Annotated in this window: 16 protein-coding genes; 8 read left to right on the top strand and 8 right to left on the bottom strand. The window is 67.0% G+C overall.

Annotated features, from left to right (window positions below):
* Positions 1-28: 28 nt before the first annotated feature.
* Positions 29-1,399 (top strand): MlaD family protein, encoded by a 1,371-nt coding sequence (locus EV665_RS18730; protein WP_064330242.1) that lies wholly within the window; start codon positions 29-31, stop codon positions 1,397-1,399.
* A 149-nt stretch (positions 1,400-1,548) separates the two neighbouring features.
* Complete coding sequence (locus tag EV665_RS18735; RefSeq protein ID WP_162853105.1) at positions 1,549-2,151, top strand: ABC-type transport auxiliary lipoprotein family protein; 603 nt, start codon at positions 1,549-1,551, stop codon at positions 2,149-2,151.
* 233 nt (positions 2,152-2,384) lie between these two features.
* Here the strand turns inward: EV665_RS18735 and EV665_RS18740 are convergent, their stop codons facing one another.
* Positions 2,385-3,356, bottom strand: a complete 972-nt coding sequence (locus tag EV665_RS18740; protein WP_162853100.1) for a Tim44 domain-containing protein — start codon at positions 3,354-3,356, stop codon at positions 2,385-2,387.
* A gap of 204 nt (positions 3,357-3,560) precedes the next feature.
* Entirely contained in the window at positions 3,561-10,016 is a 6,456-nt protein-coding gene (locus tag EV665_RS18745) for an apolipoprotein A-IV repeat region-like domain-containing protein (protein ID WP_133035247.1), read from the bottom strand.
* A 529-nt stretch (positions 10,017-10,545) separates the two neighbouring features.
* Between EV665_RS18745 and EV665_RS18750 the strand changes: the two genes are divergently transcribed.
* Both EV665_RS18750 and EV665_RS18755 read left to right on the top strand, forming a co-directional pair.
* On the top strand, positions 10,546-10,914 hold the full coding sequence (locus tag EV665_RS18750) for an Hpt domain-containing protein (protein ID WP_133035248.1): 369 nt from the start codon (positions 10,546-10,548) through the stop codon (positions 10,912-10,914).
* A gap of 203 nt (positions 10,915-11,117) precedes the next feature.
* A complete protein-coding gene (locus EV665_RS18755) occupies positions 11,118-11,438 on the top strand; it encodes a 2Fe-2S iron-sulfur cluster-binding protein (protein WP_064330238.1) in 321 nt (106 codons plus the stop codon).
* 430 nt (positions 11,439-11,868) lie between these two features.
* On the opposite strand, the gene EV665_RS18760 is transcribed toward EV665_RS18755, so the two are convergent.
* Complete coding sequence (locus EV665_RS18760) at positions 11,869-12,480, bottom strand: DUF922 domain-containing Zn-dependent protease (protein WP_133035249.1); 612 nt, start codon at positions 12,478-12,480, stop codon at positions 11,869-11,871.
* A 240-nt stretch (positions 12,481-12,720) separates the two neighbouring features.
* Here EV665_RS18760 and folP point away from each other — a divergent pair, with 240 nt between their 5' ends.
* Genes folP through folK form a run of 3 tightly spaced genes read left to right on the top strand, consistent with a single transcriptional unit; the run spans position 12,721 to position 14,493 of the window.
* Entirely contained in the window at positions 12,721-13,593 is an 873-nt protein-coding gene (folP, locus tag EV665_RS18765; protein ID WP_133035250.1) for a dihydropteroate synthase, read from the top strand.
* 23 nt (positions 13,594-13,616) lie between these two features.
* Positions 13,617-13,985: a dihydroneopterin aldolase gene (folB, locus tag EV665_RS18770; RefSeq protein ID WP_133035251.1), complete on the top strand. Its 369-nt coding sequence runs from the start codon at positions 13,617-13,619 to the stop codon at positions 13,983-13,985.
* Entirely contained in the window at positions 13,975-14,493 is a 519-nt protein-coding gene (gene folK / locus EV665_RS18775) for a 2-amino-4-hydroxy-6-hydroxymethyldihydropteridine diphosphokinase (RefSeq protein WP_133035252.1), read from the top strand. Before folB ends, folK begins: the two co-directional genes overlap by 11 nt.
* On the opposite strand, the gene EV665_RS18780 is transcribed toward folK, so the two are convergent.
* The 5 genes from EV665_RS18780 to EV665_RS18800 form a co-directional block, all read right to left on the bottom strand.
* Positions 14,486-15,034: a hypothetical protein gene (locus EV665_RS18780; RefSeq protein WP_064330233.1), complete on the bottom strand. Its 549-nt coding sequence runs from the start codon at positions 15,032-15,034 to the stop codon at positions 14,486-14,488. The genes folK and EV665_RS18780 overlap by 8 nt on opposite strands.
* Positions 15,035-15,234: 200 nt before the next feature.
* Positions 15,235-16,296 (bottom strand): YcjF family protein, encoded by a 1,062-nt coding sequence (locus tag EV665_RS18785; RefSeq protein ID WP_133035253.1) that lies wholly within the window; start codon positions 16,294-16,296, stop codon positions 15,235-15,237.
* Positions 16,293-17,768: a YcjX family GTP-binding protein gene (locus EV665_RS18790; protein ID WP_133035254.1), complete on the bottom strand. Its 1,476-nt coding sequence runs from the start codon at positions 17,766-17,768 to the stop codon at positions 16,293-16,295. Before EV665_RS18790 ends, EV665_RS18785 begins: the two co-directional genes overlap by 4 nt.
* Positions 17,769-17,926: 158 nt before the next feature.
* Positions 17,927-18,451 carry a SixA phosphatase family protein gene (locus EV665_RS18795; RefSeq protein WP_064330230.1) on the bottom strand — a complete coding sequence of 175 codons (525 nt, stop codon included), beginning with the start codon at positions 18,449-18,451 and terminating at the stop codon, positions 17,927-17,929.
* A gap of 73 nt (positions 18,452-18,524) precedes the next feature.
* Positions 18,525-20,495, bottom strand: coding sequence for a putative bifunctional diguanylate cyclase/phosphodiesterase (locus tag EV665_RS18800; RefSeq protein ID WP_133035255.1), 1,971 nt, complete (start codon positions 20,493-20,495; stop codon positions 18,525-18,527).
* A gap of 345 nt (positions 20,496-20,840) precedes the next feature.
* On the opposite strand from EV665_RS18800, the gene dksA reads away from it, so the two are divergent.
* Positions 20,841-21,260, top strand: a complete 420-nt coding sequence (gene dksA, locus EV665_RS18805; protein ID WP_064330228.1) for an RNA polymerase-binding protein DksA — start codon at positions 20,841-20,843, stop codon at positions 21,258-21,260.
* Positions 21,261-21,422: the final 162 nt, after the last annotated feature.

Genomic DNA, 21,422 nt, shown 5'->3' on the forward strand with positions numbered 1-21,422 from the left:
TGGAACTGCGAGCAGGATAGCCCGAAGCATGGAAACCAAAGCCAATTACGCCCTCGTCGGTTTCTTCACCGTCCTCGTCATGGCTGCCGCCTTCGTCTTCGTCTACTGGATGTCGCAATATGGCCGTGGCGGCGAGATGGCGCAGCTGGCGATCCGCATTCCCGGTTCGGCGAACGGCCTCAGCATCGGCTCGCCCGTGCGCTTCAACGGCATTCCGGTCGGCTCCGTGCGCAGCCTTGCCATCGATGCCGACGACCCGCGCTTCTCCGTCGCCATGACGGAGGTCTCGACCAGCGCGCCGGTCAAGCAGAGCACGACCGCGGTCCTTGAAGTGCAGGGCCTGACGGGGGCGGCCTATATCGAGCTTTCCGGCGGCAGCGCGGGCGATCCGAACATCCTGCGCCAGGCCGTCGACAACGAGGTTCCGGCCGTGCTGCAGGCGGAACAGTCGAGCGTGACGAACATCCTGTCCACCGCCGACAAGATCCTGAAGCGCGCCGATGCCGCGATCACCGACATCCAGGGCTTCGTCGCCGATGCGCGCGGCCCGCTGACGACGACGATCCAGAATGCCGAGCAGTTCTCCGGCGCGCTCGCCCGCAACGGCGAGAAGGTGGATCAATTCCTGCAGAGCGTTGGGGGGCTTTCGGAGACCTTCCGCAATCTTTCCGGCCAGCTCGATTCGACGCTCGCCTCGGTCGACGCGCTGATCAAGGCGGTCGATCCGAAGAAGGTCGAGGATTTCGTCGGCAATGTCGACAAGGTCAGCAGGGATATCGCCGATGCCTCCGGCGACATCAAGGCGACCGTCGAAGGCTTCCGCAAGACGGCGGAGACCTTCGATACCTTCGGCAAGCAGGCGACGGTGACGCTCGACAAGGTCGACAGCCTCGTCGCCGCGGTCGATACGCAGAAGGTCGGCGGCGCGATCGACGACATTTCGGTCGCGACCGCCGATGCCCGCAAGGCCATCGCCTCCGTCACCGGCGTCGCCAACCGCATCGGCGCGCGGGAGGAGGATATCGACCAGATCATCACCGACGTGCAGCAGATGAGCAACAAGCTGAACGCGGCCTCCACGCGCGTCGACGGCGTGCTCGCCAAGCTCGACGGCTTCCTCGGCGAGGGGGATTCCGAATCGCTCTTCGCCGAGGCCAAGGCGACGCTGCAATCGATCAAGCAGGCGGCTGACACGCTGAACGGCCGGATCGGGCCGATCGCCGACGGGCTGCAGCGATTCTCCGGCTCGGGCCTGCGCGACGTCGAGGCGCTGGTGCTCGACACGCGCCGCACGATCCAGAATCTCGACAGCGCGATCTCCGGTTTCGAGCGCAACCCGCAGCGCCTGCTCTTCGGCGGGGAGACGGTCAAGCAGTATGACGGCCGCAACCGGCGCTGATCCGGCCGCAAGGTGTGGCCCTATCCCCACAACCGCCAGCCGCTGGTGGTTCATGGCAGATTTGTCCGTCCGCGCGGCGGTGACAGCATGCCGTACCGCTGCTACACAGGCCGGTACACGGGTTTGAGGACGACATGACGGGTTCGGGTATGGGTTTGTTGCGGAACGGGACTGCGGCGCGCGCCGCGCTCGTTGCCGTTCTGGCGACAATGCTCGCCGCCTGCGGCAGCACGCAGGCCAGGAACGATACGTTCGCGCTCACCTCCGTCGCCACCGCCGACGGTCCTTCGGTCAGGAGCCGGCAGATCCTCGTGCCGCAGCCCTCGGCGCTGAAGGCGCTCGACGGCGAGCAGATCGTCATCCGCCCGTCCGCCTCCGAAATCCAGTATCTCGCGGGCGCCCAGTGGAGCGACAGCCTGAGCAAGATGGTGCAGGCCAAGCTCGTGCAGGCCTTCGAGAACACCGGCCGCCTCGGCGGCGTCGGCATGCCGGGGCAGGGCCTCGCGATCGACTACCAGATCGTCACCGACATACGTGCCTTCGAGGTGCAGACGGCCGGCGCCGATGCGGCGGTGGTGGAGATCTCCGCAAAGCTGCTCAACGACCGCAACGGCACGGTGCGGGCGCAGAAGGTGTTTCGCGCGACGGTTCCGGTCGGCGGAACCGGCAACCCGGCCTTCGTGAAGGCGCTCGACGCGGCCTTCGCCGCGGTCACGGCCGATATCGTCGGCTGGACGCTCGGCACGATCTGATTTTCTTGATTGCGTTCAGTTGGTGATGCGGGGGGGGTGCTAAAGCCCCTCATCCCGCTGCCGCGACCTTCTCCCCGCAGGCGGGGAGAAGGGGCAAGTGGCATGGCTTTCCAAATCAGCGCGACGTCATTTGTTTGGGGAAACCCACAGGGCGCTCCCCCTTCGCCCCGCTTGCGGGGAGAAGGTGCCGGCAGACGGATGAGGGGCCGCACGTCGACGCGCAGCCCGTCCCGTCAGGCGTTCTCGACGCCCTGGATGGCCGAGACCTTCCAGTCGCTGCCGTTGCGGCGCACGAAGGTCCAGATCTCGACGGCTTCCGTCAGGTTGTCCGGATCGCCGGAAACGAGCGCGCCGGTCGCGCGGTCGCGCATCACGTCGATGCTTTCGTAGCGCATGGCGACGGTGGCGTATTCGTCGGCGCCTTCGCGCCAGGCTTCGGCAATGTCGCCCTGCACGAGATGGATGTCGCGCACCTCGTTCTTCAGGCCCTGGGTGGCGTTGTCGCCGAGCTCCTCGGCGAGATAGGACATCGCCTCCGGCGTGGTGATCTGGCGCAGCGTGCGGAAATCCTCTGCCGCATAGGCCGCCTGCAGCTCCTTCAGCATGCTCTCGAACTGCTCGAGATCGGCCTGCTTGATGCCGATCTCGTCGCCGCCCTTCGGCTGCGGCGCGGCCTGGCGGCTGCCGCCGCCGATGCTCGGGATCTTGAAGTCCGGGCCGCTGTTCGGTGCGGCGTTGCGGGCATGGGCGGCGCCGGCATAGGCGGGCGCGTTCTTCTGCGCGAACATGCGGCGCAGGAACAGGAAGAGGCCGGCGATCAGCAGCATCTGCAGGATCAGGCCGAGGAAGCCGATGCCGCCGCCGAGGCCCTGGCCGAGCAGCATGCCGACGAGGCCGCCGAGCATCAGGCCGCCGAGCAGCGTGCCGCCGAATCCGCCGAAGAGGCCGGGGCGCGGATTGGTGGCCGTGGCGTTGCGGCCGGCGGAGGGCTGGGCCGACTGCTGGCGCGTCATGGTGCGGTCGATCGGCTGGGCATCCGTCGGTGCGGTGCGCGTCGTCGAGGGCGTCGAGAAGGTGCGGCTGCCGCGGCTGCCGAAACCGCCGCCGGCACGGCGGGCCTCCGCCACGTCCACCACCGTCATCATCACCATCACCGCGACCGCAAGCGTCGCCAGAATGCGTCCAAAGCCTTGTATAAAGATCATTTCCGTCTCTCTTCCCATGCGCCTTGTGGCGCGACGGACCGCATATAGCGGCTGGCGGCCCGGATTTTAAGGTTATGCGGCCGGAAATCGGCGGGCCGGGACGGTCGGCGTCATCAAAGGTGCGTTATCGGCGCTTCAGCCAGAAGCCTCAACGCAGAACGGCCGCCTTGCGGGCGGCCGTTCGATCCCTTCTGTCCGGTTCGCTTAGCTGAAGCGGCCCGCGGCATGGGCCAGCATGGTGTAGACCTTGCCGGTGTCCGAGGTGAGGTAGGTCTGCGTCATCACCTTGTCGCGGTCGTTGCGGGCCACATCGGCGAGCAGCTTCTCGAAGTCCGAGATGTAGCGGTCGACCGCGGTGCGGAATTCCGGCTCGCGCTCGTACTTGCGCTTGATCTCGTCGAAGGTCTGCTGGCCCTTCAGCGTGTAGAGGCGGCGCGTGAAGACGTCGCGCTCGCCGCGCTGGTAGCGGCGCCACAGGTCGACCGAGGCATCGTGGTCGATCGCGCGGGCGATGTCGACCGAAAGCGAGTTCAGCGATTCGACGACATGGCGCGGGTTGCGGTTGTCCGGGCGGGCGGCCTGGCCGTCGGTGCGCGGCTGGCCGAACTGGGCCTCCTCGCGCGAGACGGCGCCGCGCAGAAGATCCCGCATCCAGCCGCCTTCGCCACCGGTGGTCCTGGCTTCGGCTTCCGCGGGCAGGGGCTGTGCGCGCTGCGGCACGGTGGCCGTCGCGGCACGCTCCAGGCCGAGGCTGCCGCGCAGTTGGGCCGGTTCCTCGCGGCGGGGCTCGGCGCGGGTTTCCTGCACCGGCTGTGCCTGCTGGACGACCCTGGCCTGGACCACGGCCGGGCGGGAGACTTCCAGCGCCGAGGAGGACTTGCCGATGATGTCGGACAGGTCCTGCAGGGCCTTGATCTGCTCGCTGACGGCGCGGCGCATCTGGGCGGCGCTTTCCTTGGCTTCTTCCGGCAGGTCGAAGGCGCCGCGCTTCAGCTCGCCGCGGGTCTGGTCGAGCTCCTTGCGGATATCGGCGGCGGCGCGGCGGATTTCCTCGGTCGCGCCGGAGAACTTGCCGACGGCTTCCTCGACGGCTTCGCGCAGCGTTTCGCGCATGACGGTCGTGGCGGCCTCGGACTTCTTGCCGCTTTCGGCAAGCATGCGATCGACATCGGAAAGCGAGGCGCCGACGCTGCCGCGCAGGCGGTTCGCCACTTCCCTGGTCCGCTCCTCGGCACGGGCGAAGGAGCCCTCGACCGACTGGCCCGCTTCCTCGCCGGCCTTGACCAGTTGCTCGCGCAACATATTGGCCGCGGCCTCGGCGCGTTTCTCGGTCTCGCCGAGAATGCGGCCGACTTCGGCGAAGGAGGTCTGGATGCCGCCGCGCAGGTTGCCGGCGATGAGGTTCGAACGCTCCTCGGCGCGGCTGAAGACGCCCTCGACCATGCCTTCGAGCGACTGCATGGTCTTCTCGATCTCCTCCGAGCGCTGCACGAGGCCGACGGAGAGCGAACGTAGCGCGTCCTGGCGCTCTTCCAGCGTCGAGACGAGGTTCGACTGGGCGGCGGCGAGCAGGTCGGAGGCCTGCGACAGGATCTTCGAGTGGTCCTCGAAGCGCCCGACGATGCCGCCGATCTGCGACAGCGTGCCGGACGAGATGTCGGACAGGCGGTCCACCTTGCCCTCGAGCAGGCGCGACGTGGTGGACACCATGTCGGAGGCGCGCTCGGCGGAGGTGGAGAAGCGCTCGGCCGTGCTCATCAGACGGCTGTCGATGGCGCCGAGCGTCTGGCTGGCCGCATCGACGATGCCGGCAATCGCGCCGTTGCTTTCCGAAAGGCGGGCGATCAGGCTTTCGACATTGGCCGCAAGGCCGCTTTCGATCTCGCGCATCGTGCCGGCGGCTTCTTCCGTGCGGCTGGTGATGGCGGCGAGCGTGTCGGCCGTGCGGGCGGAGATCGCGTTGATGAGCGCGGCGTTCTCGTTGCGCAGGCGTTCGGCGCTTTCGCGGGCGACGCCGCTGATGCGCTCGGCAGCGTCACGGGCGACACCCCCGATGCCCTCGGCAGCCTCGCGGCCGACGGCGGCATAGCTGTCGATGACCGGACGGGCCTCCTCGTCGATCAGGCGGGCAAGCTCTTCCGTGCGGCTTGCCAGCATGGAGTTGAGCTCGCGGGTGCGCTCGTCGAGCGTCGAGCGGATGGAGGCGCCACGGGCTTCCAGGGCCTTCTCGACGTCGCCGAGGCCGGCGCGCAGCGACTGGGCCTGGTCGGCGAGGCGGTTTTCCGTCTCGGCGAAGCGGGCAACAGCGGTCGCGGTGGTCTCCTCGACGGCGCGGGTGAAGGCTTCGTTGCGGGCCGAAAGATTGCCGGCGAATTCCTCGCCCGTGCGGGCGATGTTTTCGGCGGCGCGCTGGGCTTCGGCCCCCATTTCCTGGGCCGCGCGGGAAACCGCGCCGCGCAGCGACGAGCTGAGGCTGGCGAATTCCTCGCCGGTCTTGGCGAGCGACTGGGCGGAGCGGATCGCTTCGGCGTCCATGTCCTGGGCGGCCTGCGAAACCGCTTCGCGCAGGGTTGCGGCGAGGCCGGCGGCCTTGCCGTCGATCGTGCGGTTGACGCTGTCGAGACCGATGGTCAGGGCCCGGTCCATCGTGCCGAGGCGTTCCTCGATGCGGCCGGTCTTCTCGTCGATCGTGCCGGCGATGCGCTCGGCGGCTTCGCCCGTGATGCGTTCGATGTCGCCGGTGCGGGCCGTGAGCGTGCCGTCGATGCGTTCGGCGGCTTCCCCGGCAATGCGGGCGATGTCGCTGGCGCGGCTTGCCAGCGTGCCGTCGATGCGCTCGGCGGCCTCGCCGACGGCGCGGCTGATCTCGTCGGCGCGATTGACGAGGGCGCCATCGATGCGTTCGGCGGCATTGCCGACGGACCGCTCGATCTGGCTTGCCCGGTTGAGGAGCGTGCCGTCGAGGCGTTCGGCGGCCTCGCCGACGGTGCGGCTGATCTCGTCGACACGGCCGACAAGGGCGCCGTCGATGCGCTCGGCAGCATTGTCGACCGTCAGTTCGATCTGCGTTGCGCGGGCCAGCAGCGTGTCGTCGATGCGCTCGGCGACGTTGCCGACGGTCATCTCGATCTGGGTGGCGCGGGCAATCAGCGTGTCGTCGATGCGGTCCGCCGCTTCCCCGGCAATGCGGGCGATCTGGTCGGCACGGCTTGCCAGCGTACCGTCGATGCGCTCGGCGGCTTCGCCGGTGACGCGCTCGATATCGGTGAGGCGGCCGGAAAGGGCGCCTTCGATGCGCTCGGCCGCGCTGGCGCCGAGGCGCTCGATGTCGGTGACGCGGCCGGCAAGGGCGGCCGCGATGCGCGCCGTCGTCTCGTCGCCGATGCGCTCGACCTCGGCCATCGGCCGGGAGAGGGCTTCGGACACGCGCAGCGATACGTCGCCGCCCACGCGGTCGAGATCGGTGAGGCGTTCCGACAGCGTGTCGGAAATGCGCGAGGCGGCCGTGTCGACGAGGCCGGAGACGTGGTCGACGCTGTACTCGATGCGGGATTCGAGCTTGCCGAGGTTTTCCTCCAGGCGGCTGCCGGTCGTGTCGAAGCGATTGGCGACGCTGTCGACCGTCTGCTCCATGCGGTTGCCGAAGGTATCGGCCGCCTGGACGATCTTCGCCGAGGTTTCGACGAGGCGTTCGGCGACGGCGCCGACGCTTTCGCGCACGCGCTGGTCGAGCAGGGCGCCGCTGCCGTCGATGGTGCGGCGCAGCGCTTCCTCGTGCTGCTCCATGGACAGTTCCAGCATGCCGGCGCTGGTGGCGATCGAGGTGCCGATCGTGGTCACCTGGTCGTTCAGCGTCTCGGTGAGATGGTTGCGGCCCTCGGTGATGGCGAGGTTGATCGCATTGATGCGGTCGTCGAGCGTCGCGCGGATCTCGTCATGGGTGGTGACGAGCGAGCCGGTGAGCGCGGAGGCGCGGTCCGAGAGCTGTTCCATCGACAGTTCCAGCATGCCGGTGCTGGTGGCGATCGAGGTGCCGATGGAGGTGACCTGGTCGTTCAGCGTCTCGGTGAGCTGGTTGCGGCCCTCGGTGATGGCGAGGTTGATCGCGTCGATGCGGTCGTCGAGCGTCGCGCGGATCTGCTCATGGGTAGAGACGAGCGAGCCGGCGAGTTCCGAGGCGCGGCCCGAAAGCTGCTCGGCAATGGTGGCGGCGCGGCCGGAGAAGGCTTCGGCGAACTCGGCGGCCTGGCCGTGCAGGACGCCCGTGAGCTGCTGGTTGCCTTCGGACAGGACCGTCTCGACGCGCTCTGCCGCCGCATCGATGGCGGACTGCATGGCGCCGGCGCTGTTGGACAGGACCGAGGCGAGGTTGGCCGTGCGGCCCGTGATGGCGTCGTCGATCTGGCGGGCGGCGCCCGTCAGGGCGTTCTCGACACGGCTGGCGGCGGTGCCGACGGACTGTTCGAGCTGGCTGCCCGTCTCGTTCAGCATGGAGGAGAGGGCGGCGGTGCGCTCGGAAAGCGCGCTGTCGATGCGGTTGTGGCTGGCGGCGATCGTCGATGCGATCTCGTCGGCGCGGGTGCCGAGCGCCTCTTCCATGCGGGCCTGGGCGGCCTCGATGCCGCTGGCGATCGAGGTGCCGCGGGAATCGAGTGCCTCCGTCAGGCGGCGTTCGCTGCCGGAGATGCTTTCCACCAGCGCGCTGGCGCGGGCGCCGAGCGCCTCTTCCATGCGGGCCTGCGCGGCCTCGATATCGGTGGCGATGGCCGAGCCGCGGGAATCGAGCGCGTCCGTCAGGCGGCGTTCGCTGCTCGAAATGCTTTCCGCCAGCGCATCCGCACGGGTGCCGAAGCCGCTTTCGATGCGGTTCTGCACCTCGGCGAGGCCGCCGAGAAGCGCGGCGGACTTTTCCGAGAGGACCGCGCCCATGCGCTCATGCGCACCGCTGACGGCATTGGAGATGGCGTCGGCATGGCCGGAGACGGCGCTTTCGATGACCTCCTGGCTGGTGGCGAGCGTCGTCGCCAGGGCGAAGGACTGGTCGGTGAGCGTGCTGCCGAGGCGATCGATGCTGGAGGTGAGGATGCCGTCCATCGCGTCGCGGCCGCTGGCGACCGTTTCGTTGATGCGGGCGAGGCTCTCCATCAGCTTGCTGTCGAGCGAGCCGGCGCGCTGGTCGAAGGCCTGTGCGAATTCCTCGACGCGGTGGTCGAAGGCGCTGGCGATCTGGCCGACGGTCGCCTGCATGCGCTCGTCGAAGAAGCCGGTGCGCAGGTCGAGGTCCATGACCGTGTCGTCGGCGGCGTTCTTGAGGCTCTGGCGGAACTGCGCGCCCTTCTCGTCGAGCGCGGCGTTCATCGACTGGAGAACGTGGTCGAGGCCGCCGGTGACGGCCTGCTGGCCGATCGACAGGCTTTCGCTGATCTCGCGGGTGCGGGCGATCAGCGTCTCGTTGAGCTGCTTGGCGCGCTCGTTCAGCGCGGCATTCAGCTTTTCGGTGTTCGTGTCGAGCGAGGTGGCGCGGGTCTCGAATTGCTGCAAGAGGTCACGGCCGCGCGAATCGAGGGTCTTGGTGAGATGGTCGAGGCGGCTGTCGAACTCGTTGGCGAGGGCCAGGCCCGACGAGCTCAGCGTCGACAGCAGGCTGTCGGTGCGGGCCGACAGCATGGCGCCGATCGTCTGCGTCGCGCTGTCGGATTTTTCCATCAGCATGGCGGCGCGGGTGTCGAGCATGGAGGCGAAGGCTTCGCCCGACGTGGCGAGGCGCTGGGTGATGTTGTCGCCGGCGCTGGCCAGCTCGTCCTTCAGTTGCTCGTGCGCGCCCGAGATCGACGAGCGGATGCGCTCGGCGTGGCTGACGATGGCTTCACGCTCGGCACCGAGCTCCTGGACGAGGGTGCGCACGCGCATCTCGTTGTCGGAATAGCTGCGCTCGAGGGCGTTGACTTCCGAATGCACGAGTGTTTCGAGCTCGGTGGCGCGGGCGATGGTGCGCTCGATGCCCTCGTTCATCGCGGAGACTTCGCGGCGCACGGCCTGGCCGACGGTCATGATGCGGTCGCTGGCGACGGTTTCCGGCTCGGAAAGGCGGAGCGCGACTTCCGCCATGGAACGGGCGGCGCTGCGCAGTTCCTGGGCGCGGGAAATCATGATCGCGAAGGCGAAGAACAGCATGATCGGCATGACGATGGCGACGACCATGCCGATGGCGCCGGGCAGCGCCACGAGGTCGGCGACCGAGCGGATCTGCCAGATCTCGGGCGCATAGAGCAGATTGGCGACACCGAGCCCGCCGATGACCCAGAGAACGGACATCAGGATGGCCATGCGGATCGAGGCGCGGCCGGAGCGCACGTCGAGCGACTTCAGGATCGCGGCGGGCGTCTTGCGCGAGCCGTCATTGGCGGGCGTGAAGGCCGGGGTTTTCGGCGCCTGCTCGGGGCTGAGGCCGCGTGCGGCTTCGCCGGATGCAGGGCGATTGGCAGGTTTTTCCTGCGTCTTGTTGGGAGCGCGGCTTGCTGGTTCAGACACATGGGCCTCCGAAGCGTCCTTCTTCGAGGGCGTCTCCGGCGCCAGATCATCAAAGTCGATCTTCAGTGCTTCTTCCAGGGCCTGGAAGGCCTTGTCGTCGATCGACTCGGTGGGCTTGTTCGTCGCCATGCGGATACGCCTCGTTACCATGTCCGGGATCGGGCTTCATGCGCGCTGCCGCTGCTCAGGCGCATTCGAACCGGTCCGGTTGGTGGCCGGTCTTGCTGCATACCCTCATGGCATGCAGCGTCCGGGCCGCCGTTCATTCCAAATTCGCTCGATAGACCGAAAAGGCGAAGCGGTGTATCTCCGCCCACGGCTTATCCACCGGGACTATCCGGCCGTATCGTAGTGACACATTAGCCTGTATCACACAATTCATTGCCATCTCCCTTCGCCCGAAACTTAACAGGAAGTTAATATCGGGCGATTCTGTATCGCGATGGAAAACCTGCGAAAATGGCTATTTTTCAGCCGTTAACCATAGTTTGCGATTCATGCCCATTTTGCGCCGTCTTTTAATCGGATAGGCGCGCCGGCCGCGCAGAATGACGGTCCCATGTCCCTGTGCGGAACGACGGATACATCCGTGCCGCACAGACATCTGCGTGCACCACAAGGAAACAAGCGTACATCGCGTCTATAAGGATATTGGCAAATGGCAGCGCTCAACATCGCATTCGAGGCGCCCGACAATGCAGGCGGCATGTCCCATTCCGGGGAAAAGCCGATCGATCTGGTACACCTTGCCCGCCAGACCATGGGCGACAAGGGGCTGGAACTGGACGTGCTGCAGATGTTCGCGCGCCAGGCGCGCGCAAGCATGAAGGAACTGGCGACCTGCGAGGGCGCCGCCCGCGCTGCCGTCGCCCATCGCCTCAAGGGTTCCGCCCAGTCCGTCGGCGCCACCGCCGTCAGCAGGACGGCCGCCGCGCTCGAGGACAATCCGGGCGACGCCATCGCCCTTGCCGGCGTTGCCGCCGCCGTGGTCGAGGCGGAAAACTTCATCCTGAAGCTCTGCCGCTGATCGCCGCAGGCCCCGCCGTGTCTTCCCTGGCGCGGCGGGAAAAGCCGACGCCGCGCCCGGACCATCCGGAACCCGCCGGGCGCGCGATGTTGACTGGGGAGGGGTTTTGTTGGAAACGTCCGCGGAAAACCGGCGCGTTCGACCATCCTTCCGCCGGCCGTTCGTTCGCCCGCCCGGGCAGTCTTGAGGATCCGGAAGCCATCATGAGCAAACTCACCATCGTCGCCTTCGACGGCACGCGCCACGAACTGGATGTCGCCAACGGCTCCACGGTCATGGAAAACGCCGTGCGCAACTCCGTGCCCGGCATCGAGGCCGAGTGCGGCGGCGCCTGCGCCTGCGCGACCTGTCATGTCTATGTCGACGACGCCTGGAGCGCGATCGTCGGGCCGCCGGAAGCGATGGAAGAGGACATGCTGGACTTCGCCTACGAGGTGCGTCCCACCTCGCGGCTCTCCTGTCAGATCAAGATGTCGGATGCGCTCGACGGGCTCGTGGTCCACGTTCCCGAACGCCAGGCCTGACATCTTTTCCTTCAGACTGACTGAAGCGCTGGCCGAACCCGATCCGGTTTCGGCCTTGTCGTCTCTTCTTTCCGCATGAAGAAGAGATCGCGAAGTTCTGCGGGATCGGAAGAATAGAAGAACAAAAAAAGAGCCTCGCCGGTCGGTCAGGACGAGCGAGGCCAGGAGGGCGCATCGCAGACAGGAGAGGGAGGAGACACCTGCTGCTTTGATTGGGACGCGCCAGGAGAACCTGTTACAAACCGTTTCATGCAACTTCGGGAAGGAAAATCGTCTTCCCGTTCACTGTTGGTATGAAAATACGGTGATTTGCGGAATTGCGCTATCGCTAAAACTAACCAGTCATTTCATGCATGGGAATGCGCGCGGGCCTTGGCCCGGTCCCGTTCCATTAAAGCTCTTTCAAGAAATACCTGCCGGGGTGGCGTGTCTACTCGGCGCGGCTCTTCAGCCGGTGTACGAGCAGGCGCATCATCCGGTCGTTGAAGTTCTTCGATTCGATGCGGTCGAAGCGTGCCTGGTCGGCGTCGTGCTTCGACACGGCATCGGCCGTCGCCCGGTCGACGCGCGCCTGCATGCGCTCGCAGTCGGCCTCGGGGCGCAGCGTCTTCAGCGTGCGTTCCAGGTTGCGGGCGTGGGTGCGGGCGATTTCGGCGTGGCGTTCCTCGTGGCGCTTGATGTCGCTCGAAAGCGTGTCCCAGATGAGCGCGAGCGACGGGGTGGCGCGCTTGCGGTGCTTCCAGCGCGGCAGGATGATCTCGGTGGAGAGCGTCACCCGCGCCTCGCCGACCGCGCAGCGGTTGCCGCGGCGCACATAGGTCACCGAGCCGCCCCATTTGATCCGGGTGGCGCCGGGATGGCGCGCGCCGCTGTGTTTCATGACCGGGCCGCGCTTCGACAGCTCCTCGTCGAGTTCGGCCGCCGTGCGCCCGCCGACGGAAAAATAGGCGAAGGTCTTGGAGGTGATGGTCTCGGCGCGGGCCGGCTGGAGCGCGAGGCAGGCGAGGGCGGCAAGGGCCATCAGGCGGGCGATGGTCGTCATTCAGTCAGCTTTCCTTTCGCCACCGGATGATCCGATACACAGGCCGGCTGAAGGCGCCGGTTGAACTTCCCCCAAGCTTGGGGCATAGGCTCGGCGAGCGCAACACCCTTTGCGGGACGCCGCTTAGTACCCTTAGCTTCAAACCCGTTGATTTAAAGCTAAGGGTGCCGAGAAGATTCAAAGTATCGTCATAGCGTCCCTGGCGTGCGGCGCCGTCGCTGACTGCGGAAGGAAACCGCCATGTTCTCGCCATTCGAACCTTTTCGCTGGGCGCTCGCCCATGGCCGGTCGCTGGAGCTGGGCCCCCGCGGCATCCTGATGGCGATCGTCAACGTCACGCCGGATTCCTTTTCCGACGGCGGCCGGTTCGACAGCGCGGACAAGGCGGTGGCGCAGGCCGTCCTCTGTCTCGAAGAGGGGGCGGAGATCGTCGATATCGGCGGGGAATCGACGCGCCCCGGCGCGGCTCCCGTGTCGGCGGCGGAGGAGCAGGACCGCATCCTGCCGGTCATCGAGGCGCTTGCGGGCACGACGGACGCGCTCATCTCGGTCGATACCTACCGGGCCGAGACGGCGCGGCTTGCCGTTGCGGCCGGCGCCCATATCGTCAACGACGTGCACGGCCTGCAGCGCGAACCCGACATTGCCGGCGTTGCCGCCGGGACCGGGGCGGGGCTCTGCATCATGCATACCGGCCGCGACCGCCAGAAGCGGCCGGATGTGGTGGAGGACCAGTATCTCTTCCTCGGCCGCTCGCTGGAGATCGCCCGGACGGCGGGCGTCGCGCGCGAGGCGATGGTGCTCGATCCCGGCTTCGGCTTTGCCAAGGATACGGACGAAAACCTCGAACTGATGGCGCGTTTCGGCGAGCTTTACGGCTTCGAACTGCCCATCCTGGCCGGCACCTCGCGCAAGCGCTTCGTCGGCGCCGTCACGGGGCGCGAGGCGGAAGGCCGCGATGCCGGCACGGCCGCCACCACCGCGCTGCTGCGGGCCGCCGGCGCGGCGGTCTTCAGGGTGCACGATGTCGCAATCAACAGGGATGCGCTGGCGATGGCGGATGCTATGCTCGCCGCGGGGCGCAAGGTGACGGCGCGCGAGGCGCGCACCTGACAGGCAGCCAGACAGGAAAGACCATGACCACCACCTACACGATCACGCTCAAGAACTGCGCCTTCTTCGCCCGCCACGGCCTGCACGATGCCGAGGAATTCCTCGGCCAGCGGTTCTTCGTCGACGCGGAGCTGGAGGTCAAGCCGCTGCGCCCGCTCTCCGACGATGCGATCGAATCGACCGTCGATTACGGCGTCGCCTTCCAGGAAATCGAGAAGATCGTCACCGGCCAGCGCCGCTATCTCATCGAGGCGCTGGCGCAGGAGATCGCCACCGTGCTCTGTGCCCGCTTCCCGCAGATTTCGCGCGCGCGCATCACGGTGCGCAAGCCGAATGCGCCGGTGCCCGGTGTGCTGGACCATGTGCAGGTGACGGTCGATCATGCCGTTTGAGCCCTTCCGCCAGGCCGCGCTCGGCCTCGGCGGCAATATCGGCGATCCCGTGCGCGCCATGGCCGAGGCGCTGCGGGCGCTGGACGCGCGGAACGATTGCCGCGTGACGGCCGTCTCGCGGCTCTACCGCACGCCGCCCTGGGGAAAGACCGACCAGGACTGGTTCTTCAACGCCTGTGCGCTGGTGGAGACGACGCTCGCGCCCGAGCCGTTGCTCGACACCTGTCTTGCCATCGAGCGCGACATGAAGCGCGAGCGCAAGGAGCGCTGGGGGCCGCGCACCATCGACATCGATGTCCTGACCTATGAGGGCGTGGCGCAATCCGGCGGGCGGCTGGAGCTGCCGCATCCGCGCATGACGGGGCGCGGCTTCGTGCTGATGCCGCTCGCGGACGTGGCGCCCGACCTCGCGGTCGAGGGACGCACGGTGGCCTCGTGGCTGGAGGATGCGGATGTCTCGGGCATCGAGCCGGCGAGCGCCGGCCCGGAATGGTGGAAGGCTACTTGATCGAGCCGACGGCGATGTCGTCGAGATTGCGGTCGAGCGAGACGCCGATGACCGGCACCATCTTGTCCTCGACCTTCACCGAGATGGTGATGTTCATCTTGTTGTCGCCGTCCAGGCGCGCGATCATCGCGCCGTTCAGCTTCTGCCGGTTGATGCCGACGACCACCTTGTTGCCGTTGACCTGGCCGGAGGTGATGTCGAGCCCCTTGCCGGCGGCGCCGTCGAGGAACTTGCCCTTGTAGGTGCTGCCCGACCGGGTGATGAGGGCGGACATCGGCTGCTTGAAGACGCCGACGCGGCAGAAGCCGTCGAGCTGGATGCCGGCGCCCTTGGCCGGCGCGGTATCGCCCGTCAGGTCGCAGGCGAACTTGGTGCCCTTGTACTTGCCGGCGACGATCTCGCCCTTGCCCTGCCAACTGCCGGTGACCTGCTCGAAGAAGGCCTTGTCGCGCGAGCCGGCGGAGGCCGGAAGGGCGACGGCGGTGGCTGCGAGGAAGGCCGCTACGGAGACGCGGGCGATCAAAGAAGTGCGCGAGTACATGAACGATCCTTGATGGGCGACGGCCATCCGGCCTGCTTGTGTGCGACGAGATTTGCGCGAAAATGGTTAATGGACGGTTTCCGCCCGTCTTGCCCTTCGTCATTTACCTGCGGTGCAGGCCCGGAAAACCGGGGTGTTGCAACGAGTCCACAGTTCTGCAGCGTCCTTTGCGCGTCGTGATTGAACCGTGGCGCGGCAGGTCACGCCTCCTCGCGCCGGCCGCCCGCCATGTTCGGTGTCAGGTCCCCGATGAAATCGCCGATGCCGGGCCGTTTCAGCGCGCGGAAGGGCATGGGCCGGCAGAGGTCCATGGCGGCGATGCCGATTCGCGCCGTCATCAGGCCGTTGATGACGCCTTCGCCGAGCCGGGCGGAGAGTTTCGAGGCGAGCCCATGGCCCAGCACCTGCTGCACCAGGCTGTCGCCCATGGCGATGGAGCCGGTGACGGCGAGATGGGCGATGACGTCGCGCATCAGCCGCAGCATGCCGATCTTGCCGGGGCGCCCGCCGTAGAGCTCCGCCATGCCGCGCACCAGCCGGCTGCTCTCGTAGATGACATAGCCGAGATCGACCAGCGCGCGCGGGCTGACGGCGGTGACGATGGAGACCCGCTTGGCGGCGCCGAGGATCAGCGCGCGCGCCTCGCGGTCGAGCGGGGTCATCAGCTCGCGCTCGGCAAGGTCGACGAGGTGGGCCGCGTCGATGATCTCGCCTTCGGTCTCGGCAAGGCGTGCGCGCCCGCGCGCCGTCTGCGGCCGGGCGGCGGCGAGATGCACGAGGCGGGCGAGGATGGCGCGGCCGACCGACGGGCTCGGCGAGAGGGCGGCCTCGGCGACGTCGCGCTTGAGGTCCTGCACGGCGGCGAGGCGGCGCAGGCCGATCAGCTCGCGCACGACGAGGCCGAGCACGGCGAGAACGGCGATGGCGGCGGCGGCGACCGCGAGATAGCCCAGCCAGTCGTTGCGGCTGAAGAGGTCGCGGATCAGCGCATCGACCCAGAGGCCGATGGCGAGCGAGACGAGGAGCCCGAGCGCGCCGAGGGCGATGCGGCCGAGCGTCAGGCGGCGCTTGCGCGGGGTTGCGACCGGCGGCGCCAGGTCCGGCAGGTCGGCGGTGGTGGCGATGAAGGGATCCTCGGCATCCGGCGTCAACGTGACGGCGTCGTCGAAGGCGGCGGGAGCACGGGGCCTCGTGCGCTCGGGCGGCTGCGGGGAGCCGCCGGGCAGCGAGAAGGCGGCGGGCTTGCGCGGGCGGTCGTTCATGCGAGCCGGTCTCCGATCAGGTATTGCAGCGCGCGGTCGAGGCGGATGTGCGGCACGGAAAGCTTCAGGCCGCCGCCCGTCTCCTCGATATGCGGCGGGCGGAAGCGCACGAAGTTCAAGAGATGCGGCGCCTCGCCTTGAGGCAAGGATTCAAGTTCCTTGAAAAGCGAATCCGGATCCTTCGGCAAGTCCCCGGGAAATATGGCTGTTTTCCGTTCGCCGTCGAAGACCTCGCCATTGATCCGCTCACCGGCCATGGGCACGCCGACGATGACCGGCAGCTCCTCGCCGTCGTGCTTGACGGTCGCCTCGCGGGTGGCGCGCACGGAGGCGAGCGCCATCACCTCGATGCCGGCGCCGCTCATGCCGATGCGCTCGATGGCGCGCTCGACAAGGCGGCGGGTGACGGCTTCGAGCCGCGCATGGCTCTCGTGGTGCAGGTGGTCGGCCTTGGTGGCGGCAATCACGATGCGGTCGATGCGGCGCGTCACGAAGGAGGAGAGGAAGCTGTTCGTTCCGGCGCGGAAGCAATCGAGTACGTCGCCCAGCGCGCGCTCCAGGTCGTGCACGGCCTCGGCGCCGCGGTTGATTGCCTGCAGGGCGTCGATCAGCACGATCTGCCGGTCGAGCCGGGCGAAGTGCTCGCGGAAGAACGGGCGCACCACATGCGTCTTGTAGGCCTCGTAGCGGCGCTCCATCATGGCATGCAGCGATCCCCTGGCGGGGCGGCCTTCCTGAAGGTTCGGCAGCGGCGCGAAGGTGAGGGCGGGCGAGCCTTCGAGATCGCCGGGCATCAGGAAACGGCCGGGCGGCAGGGTGGAGAGCGAGCGCTCGTCGGACTTGCAGGCCTTCAGATAGGCGGTGAACGCTTCCGCCAGCGTGCGCGCCGTCGCTTCCTCGGCTTCGGCGGCAGGATCCATGGTGGCCGACAGCGCCAGCCAGTCGCGCGCCAGCTCCGCGCGGATGCCGGACTGCGCCAGCGCCACGGTGTTCGCGCTGAAGGCGCGGAAATCCTGCGCGAGCAGCGGCAGGTCGAGCAGCCATTCGCCGGGATAGTCGACGATGTCGATCGACAGCCGTCCGGGCGAGAAGAGGCGGCCCCAGCCGGAGGCGCTCTCATAGTCGAGCGTCAGGCGCAATTGCGAGATGGCGCGGGTCGAATCCGGCCAGAGGCGGTCGGCGACCAGCGCGCGGATATGGTCCTCGTACTGGAAGCGCGGCACGGCGTCGTCCGGCTGCGGCTCCAGCCGGATTTTTGACACGCGCCCCGAGCGCCCCGCCTCGAACAGCGGCAGGCGGCCGCCGTTGAGGAGATTGTGCACGAGCGAGGAGATGAACACCGTCTTGCCGGCGCGCGACAGGCCCGTCACGCCAAGGCGGATCGACGGGTTGACGAGATTGGTGGCGCGGCCGGTCAGCGCGTCGAGCGCGAGCAGGGCTTCGTCGGTCAGGGTGGTCAGGCTAGGGGGCAAGGTCTCTTTCCAGCATCGAAGGCGATATAGGAAACGAAATCCGGCGGAAAAAGAGGCCGGCCCTTTCGCTCAAATCATGTCGCGCGCACGTCTGCAGCGGTTTTGCGCCAATGCGATGCGGAAAATCAAGGTGCCCGCCTGGAAGATCGCGATGCGCGTCAGTGCGCCGGGCGCGGCGTCATGAAGCCGGCAAGGCAGGCGCCGCGATAATCGTCCTCGGTCGGGCGTTCGTCAAAATCGAGGATGGCGAGGCCGGCCGTCGGATAGCCGAAGGGCGCAGCGGTCTCGGCGATCTCCTTGCCGACGAGGCGATGGAAGAATTCCTCGATCATCGGATTGTGGCCGACGATCATCACGGCGCTCTCCTGCCGCTCCGCGAAGGCGAGTTCGGCATAGGTATCGACCGAGCCGGAATAGAGGGAATCGACATAGTCGATCGTCAGGTCCTCGCTGACCGAGCGGTGGAAGGGCTCGGCCGTCTGGCGGCAGCGCGTGGCGGTGGAGGAGATGATGAGGTCCGGCCGGTAGCCCTGGTCGGCCGCCTCCTCGGCGATCACCTCGGCTTCGGCAAAGCCGTCGTCGTCGAGCGCGCGGTCGAAATCCGACTGGCCGGGCTCGGCCCAGGCGGCGCGGGCGTGACGAAGGATGTAGAGCCGGAAGGCCGGCGTGCCGAGAGATGCCAAGTGTGTCCTCCATCCACCTGCGGCAAGCGATCCGAGCCGCGTTCCGACTTCATGTCTGTCCTTGCCGGAAAGATCAACCGGTTTTGCGCGCGGGCACGTTCACGATCGTGTCGGATGGCGCCCGGTAGGCCAGCGTGTCCTCCAGCCGCTCGGGCCTTGCGAAATAGTAGCCCTGCATCATGCGGCAGCCGAGGCCGCGCAGCGCCGCCACCTGCTCATGGGTCTCCATGCCCTCGACGATGCAGACGCAGCCGATGTTGCGGGAAAGGTCGACGATCGTCTTGACGATGCTGCGGCTGAGTTCGTTCGTGGCGATATCGACGATGAAGCTGCGGTCGATCTTGATCTTGGTGAGCGGCAGCCTGTGCACATAGCTGAGGCTGGAATGGCCCGTGCCGAAATCGTCGAGCGCGATGCCGATGCCGCGTTCGGCCAGACGGCGGATATTGTCCGCGGCGAGCGCGAAATTGCGCATGACGGCCGTCTCCGTCACCTCGATGTCGAGACGGGCGGGATCTATGCCGCTTCGCGCGATGATCTCGAGCAGCGCATCGACCGTCCTGTTGGAGACGACGTCGCGGGTCGACAGGTTGACGGAGAGGCGGATGTGATCCGGCCAGCTCTGCGCGGCCTCCAGCGCCTTCTGCATCAGGGTCTCGGTCAGGCGGCCGATGATGCCCGTCCGCTCGGCAGCACGGATGAAGACGCCGGGCGACACGTTGCCGAGGACCGGGCTTTCCCAGCGGGCCAGCGCCTCGTAGGCGAAAATGCCGTTCGTGTCCGCATCGACCATCGGCTGGAAGACGAGGTGCATCTCCTTCTCGAAGTCGGCGGCGCGCAATGCCTGCTGGATGCGGCCCTGTTCGTTGATCTCGGCCTCGTGCTCGGCGGAGAAGACGACCGCCGTGCCGCGAAAATTCTGCTTGGCGAGGTAGAGGGCGAAGTCGGCGCGGTCGAACAGCCGGTCGGCCGTGGTGCCGGCCTCGCCGAGGATGGAGATGCCGAGCGAACCAGAGACCCGCGCCGTCTGGCCGTTGAAGACATAGGGCTCCTGGAGCGCGGCGCAGATCTCCTCGCCGAGCGCATGGAGCCGCTCCGCACAGGCGCCTGCCTCGAAGAGGATGCCGAATTCGTCGCCGCCGAGGCGGGCTGGAAACAGGCCCTGGCCGGCAAAGGCGGTGAGCCGTTCGCCGACCTCCATGAGCAGCTTGTCGCCGATGCCGTGGCCGAACGTGTCGTTGACCGGCTTGAAACCGTCGAGGTCGATGAGGCCGAGGGCAAGGCCGGTGCCGTTTTTCTCCGCCCGTGCGATCCGTGTTTCGAGCTCGGCGCGGAACTGGCGGCGGTTGGGCAGGTTGGTCAGGCTGTCGAGATTGGCAAGGCGATGGTTCTCGTCGCTGAGGCGCTGGGTTTCCGCCTGGCGCGCCGTCAGCTCCTTCTGCGACCGGATGAGGGCGCCGAAATCCCGGTAGTAGGTGAAGAGGATGAACACCATGGCGACGGTGACGAGCGCGACGTTGAGGGCGAGCGCGGTGAAGACCGGGTTGCCCGAGGTGCCGAAGAAGATCGTGAACGGCCCGAGCACGATGGCCGTCAGCGCCAGCGCGGCGGCGCGCAGGTGCATCAGGCAGAAGATGCAGCCGACGACCGTGTTGGCAATGTAGAAGGCGACATGGGACTGCTGGTAGGCGTCGCCGTAGGGATAGAGGCTGAGCGACCAGGCGCAGAAGCCGGCGCCGAGCAGAGCGGTCAGGCGATAGGTCGAGCGCAGCCGGCCGATCGCTTCCTCATGGGTGTAACGCCGGTTGCGGCTGAACCACCAGTGCACGAGGCGAAACAGGCTGACGGCATAGAGGGCGCCGGGAACGTAAAGGGTGAGATAGGCGGGGGCCGCGCCGAAATGGGTGATGGTGAGGGCGACAGTATTCGTCACGAGCATGAAGTAGAGCAGCGGCACCTGCTTGGTAAAGGCGGCAAGCTGCGCCTGGACGAGCTCCGGATTGCCGGATTCGATCGAAAGAATGGCCTTCGTCCTGCTGAACATCGATGCGCGTGCTCCTGCCCTTGCGGAAAGAGAGAAGCATGAGTTGCTAAAATAAGTCTGAATCCACGGGCGCAACAGGTTCGCGAAAGAAAATCGTCCTATCATCCATCCTCAATCGCGAGTCCGTACCTATATTGGGGGCAGGACGGAGCGGCAGGCGGGCGATACGGCCGGCGATCCGGCGGTCGGTTTTGCCATCTCGTTGTAATCTTGATGAAATATTAGTCAGGCAAGGTTCAAATTAGAGGCAAGCGCGAAAAACCGTGGGTAAGTTTCTGCAGGCTTGAAACACGTTACCCGTGGGGATATACAGCGCGCCTTGAGATGTTCTTCAGGAGAATCGCGTTGAGTGAGAAGATCGATCTTAGCAATTTCGTCCTCGACGAGGACGATGAATTCATGAATGCAAACCAGCGGGCTTACTTTCGAGCGAAGCTGAACGCCTGGAAAAACGACATCCTGCGCGAAGCGCGCGAAACCCTCGACCACCTGGCAGAAGAAAGCGCCAACCATCCGGATCTTGCGGACCGGGCGTCTTCGGAAACCGACCGTGCCATCGAACTTCGGGCACGCGACCGCCAGCGCAAGCTGATCTCCAAGATCGATGCGGCGCTGCAGCGTCTCGACGAAGGCACCTACGGCTACTGCGAGGAAACGGGCGAACCGATCGGCCTCAAGCGTCTCGACGCCCGTCCGATCGCCACGCTTTCGATCGAGGCGCAGGAGCGCCATGAGCGTCGGGAAAAGGTGTATCGCGACGAGTAGGCCTTTCCGCGGATCCGAGGAGGTCCGAGGCAGGGTTCGCGGTGATCGAACACCGGATGTTTCCGGTGCTGGCAGGTTTCGTGCTGCCCGGTACTGGCAAGACCAAAATTAAGCCGCTGGAAACCCGCGCGTTTCCAGCGGCTTTTTTCTTGTCCGGTTCGG

The organism is Shinella granuli, from assembly GCF_004341885.1.
In the GTDB taxonomy this organism is placed as follows: domain Bacteria; phylum Pseudomonadota; class Alphaproteobacteria; order Rhizobiales; family Rhizobiaceae; genus Shinella; species Shinella granuli.

Bases quoted from the DNA above. Each gene is read 5' to 3' on its own strand.
- EV665_RS18740 (WP_162853100.1), bottom strand. From the start codon at position 3,356: ATGATCTTTATACAAGGCTTTGGACGCATTCTGGCGACGCTTGCGGTC.
- EV665_RS18745 (WP_133035247.1), bottom strand. From the start codon at position 10,016: ATGGCGACGAACAAGCCCACCGAGTCGATCGACGACAAGGCCTTCCAG.
- EV665_RS18780 (WP_064330233.1), bottom strand. From the start codon at position 15,034: ATGTACTCGCGCACTTCTTTGATCGCCCGCGTCTCCGTAGCGGCCTTC.
- folB (WP_133035251.1), top strand. From the start codon at position 13,617: ATGACCACCACCTACACGATCACGCTCAAGAACTGCGCCTTCTTCGCC.
- EV665_RS18800 (WP_133035255.1), bottom strand. From the start codon at position 20,495: ATGTTCAGCAGGACGAAGGCCATTCTTTCGATCGAATCCGGCAATCCG.
- EV665_RS18785 (WP_133035253.1), bottom strand. From the start codon at position 16,296: ATGAACGACCGCCCGCGCAAGCCCGCCGCCTTCTCGCTGCCCGGCGGC.
- EV665_RS18730 (WP_064330242.1), top strand. From the start codon at position 29: ATGGAAACCAAAGCCAATTACGCCCTCGTCGGTTTCTTCACCGTCCTC.
- folK (WP_133035252.1), top strand. From the start codon at position 13,975: ATGCCGTTTGAGCCCTTCCGCCAGGCCGCGCTCGGCCTCGGCGGCAAT.
- EV665_RS18750 (WP_133035248.1), top strand. From the start codon at position 10,546: ATGGCAGCGCTCAACATCGCATTCGAGGCGCCCGACAATGCAGGCGGC.
- EV665_RS18755 (WP_064330238.1), top strand. From the start codon at position 11,118: ATGAGCAAACTCACCATCGTCGCCTTCGACGGCACGCGCCACGAACTG.
- folP (WP_133035250.1), top strand. From the start codon at position 12,721: ATGTTCTCGCCATTCGAACCTTTTCGCTGGGCGCTCGCCCATGGCCGG.
- EV665_RS18735 (WP_162853105.1), top strand. From the start codon at position 1,549: ATGGGTTTGTTGCGGAACGGGACTGCGGCGCGCGCCGCGCTCGTTGCC.
- EV665_RS18760 (WP_133035249.1), bottom strand. From the start codon at position 12,480: ATGACGACCATCGCCCGCCTGATGGCCCTTGCCGCCCTCGCCTGCCTC.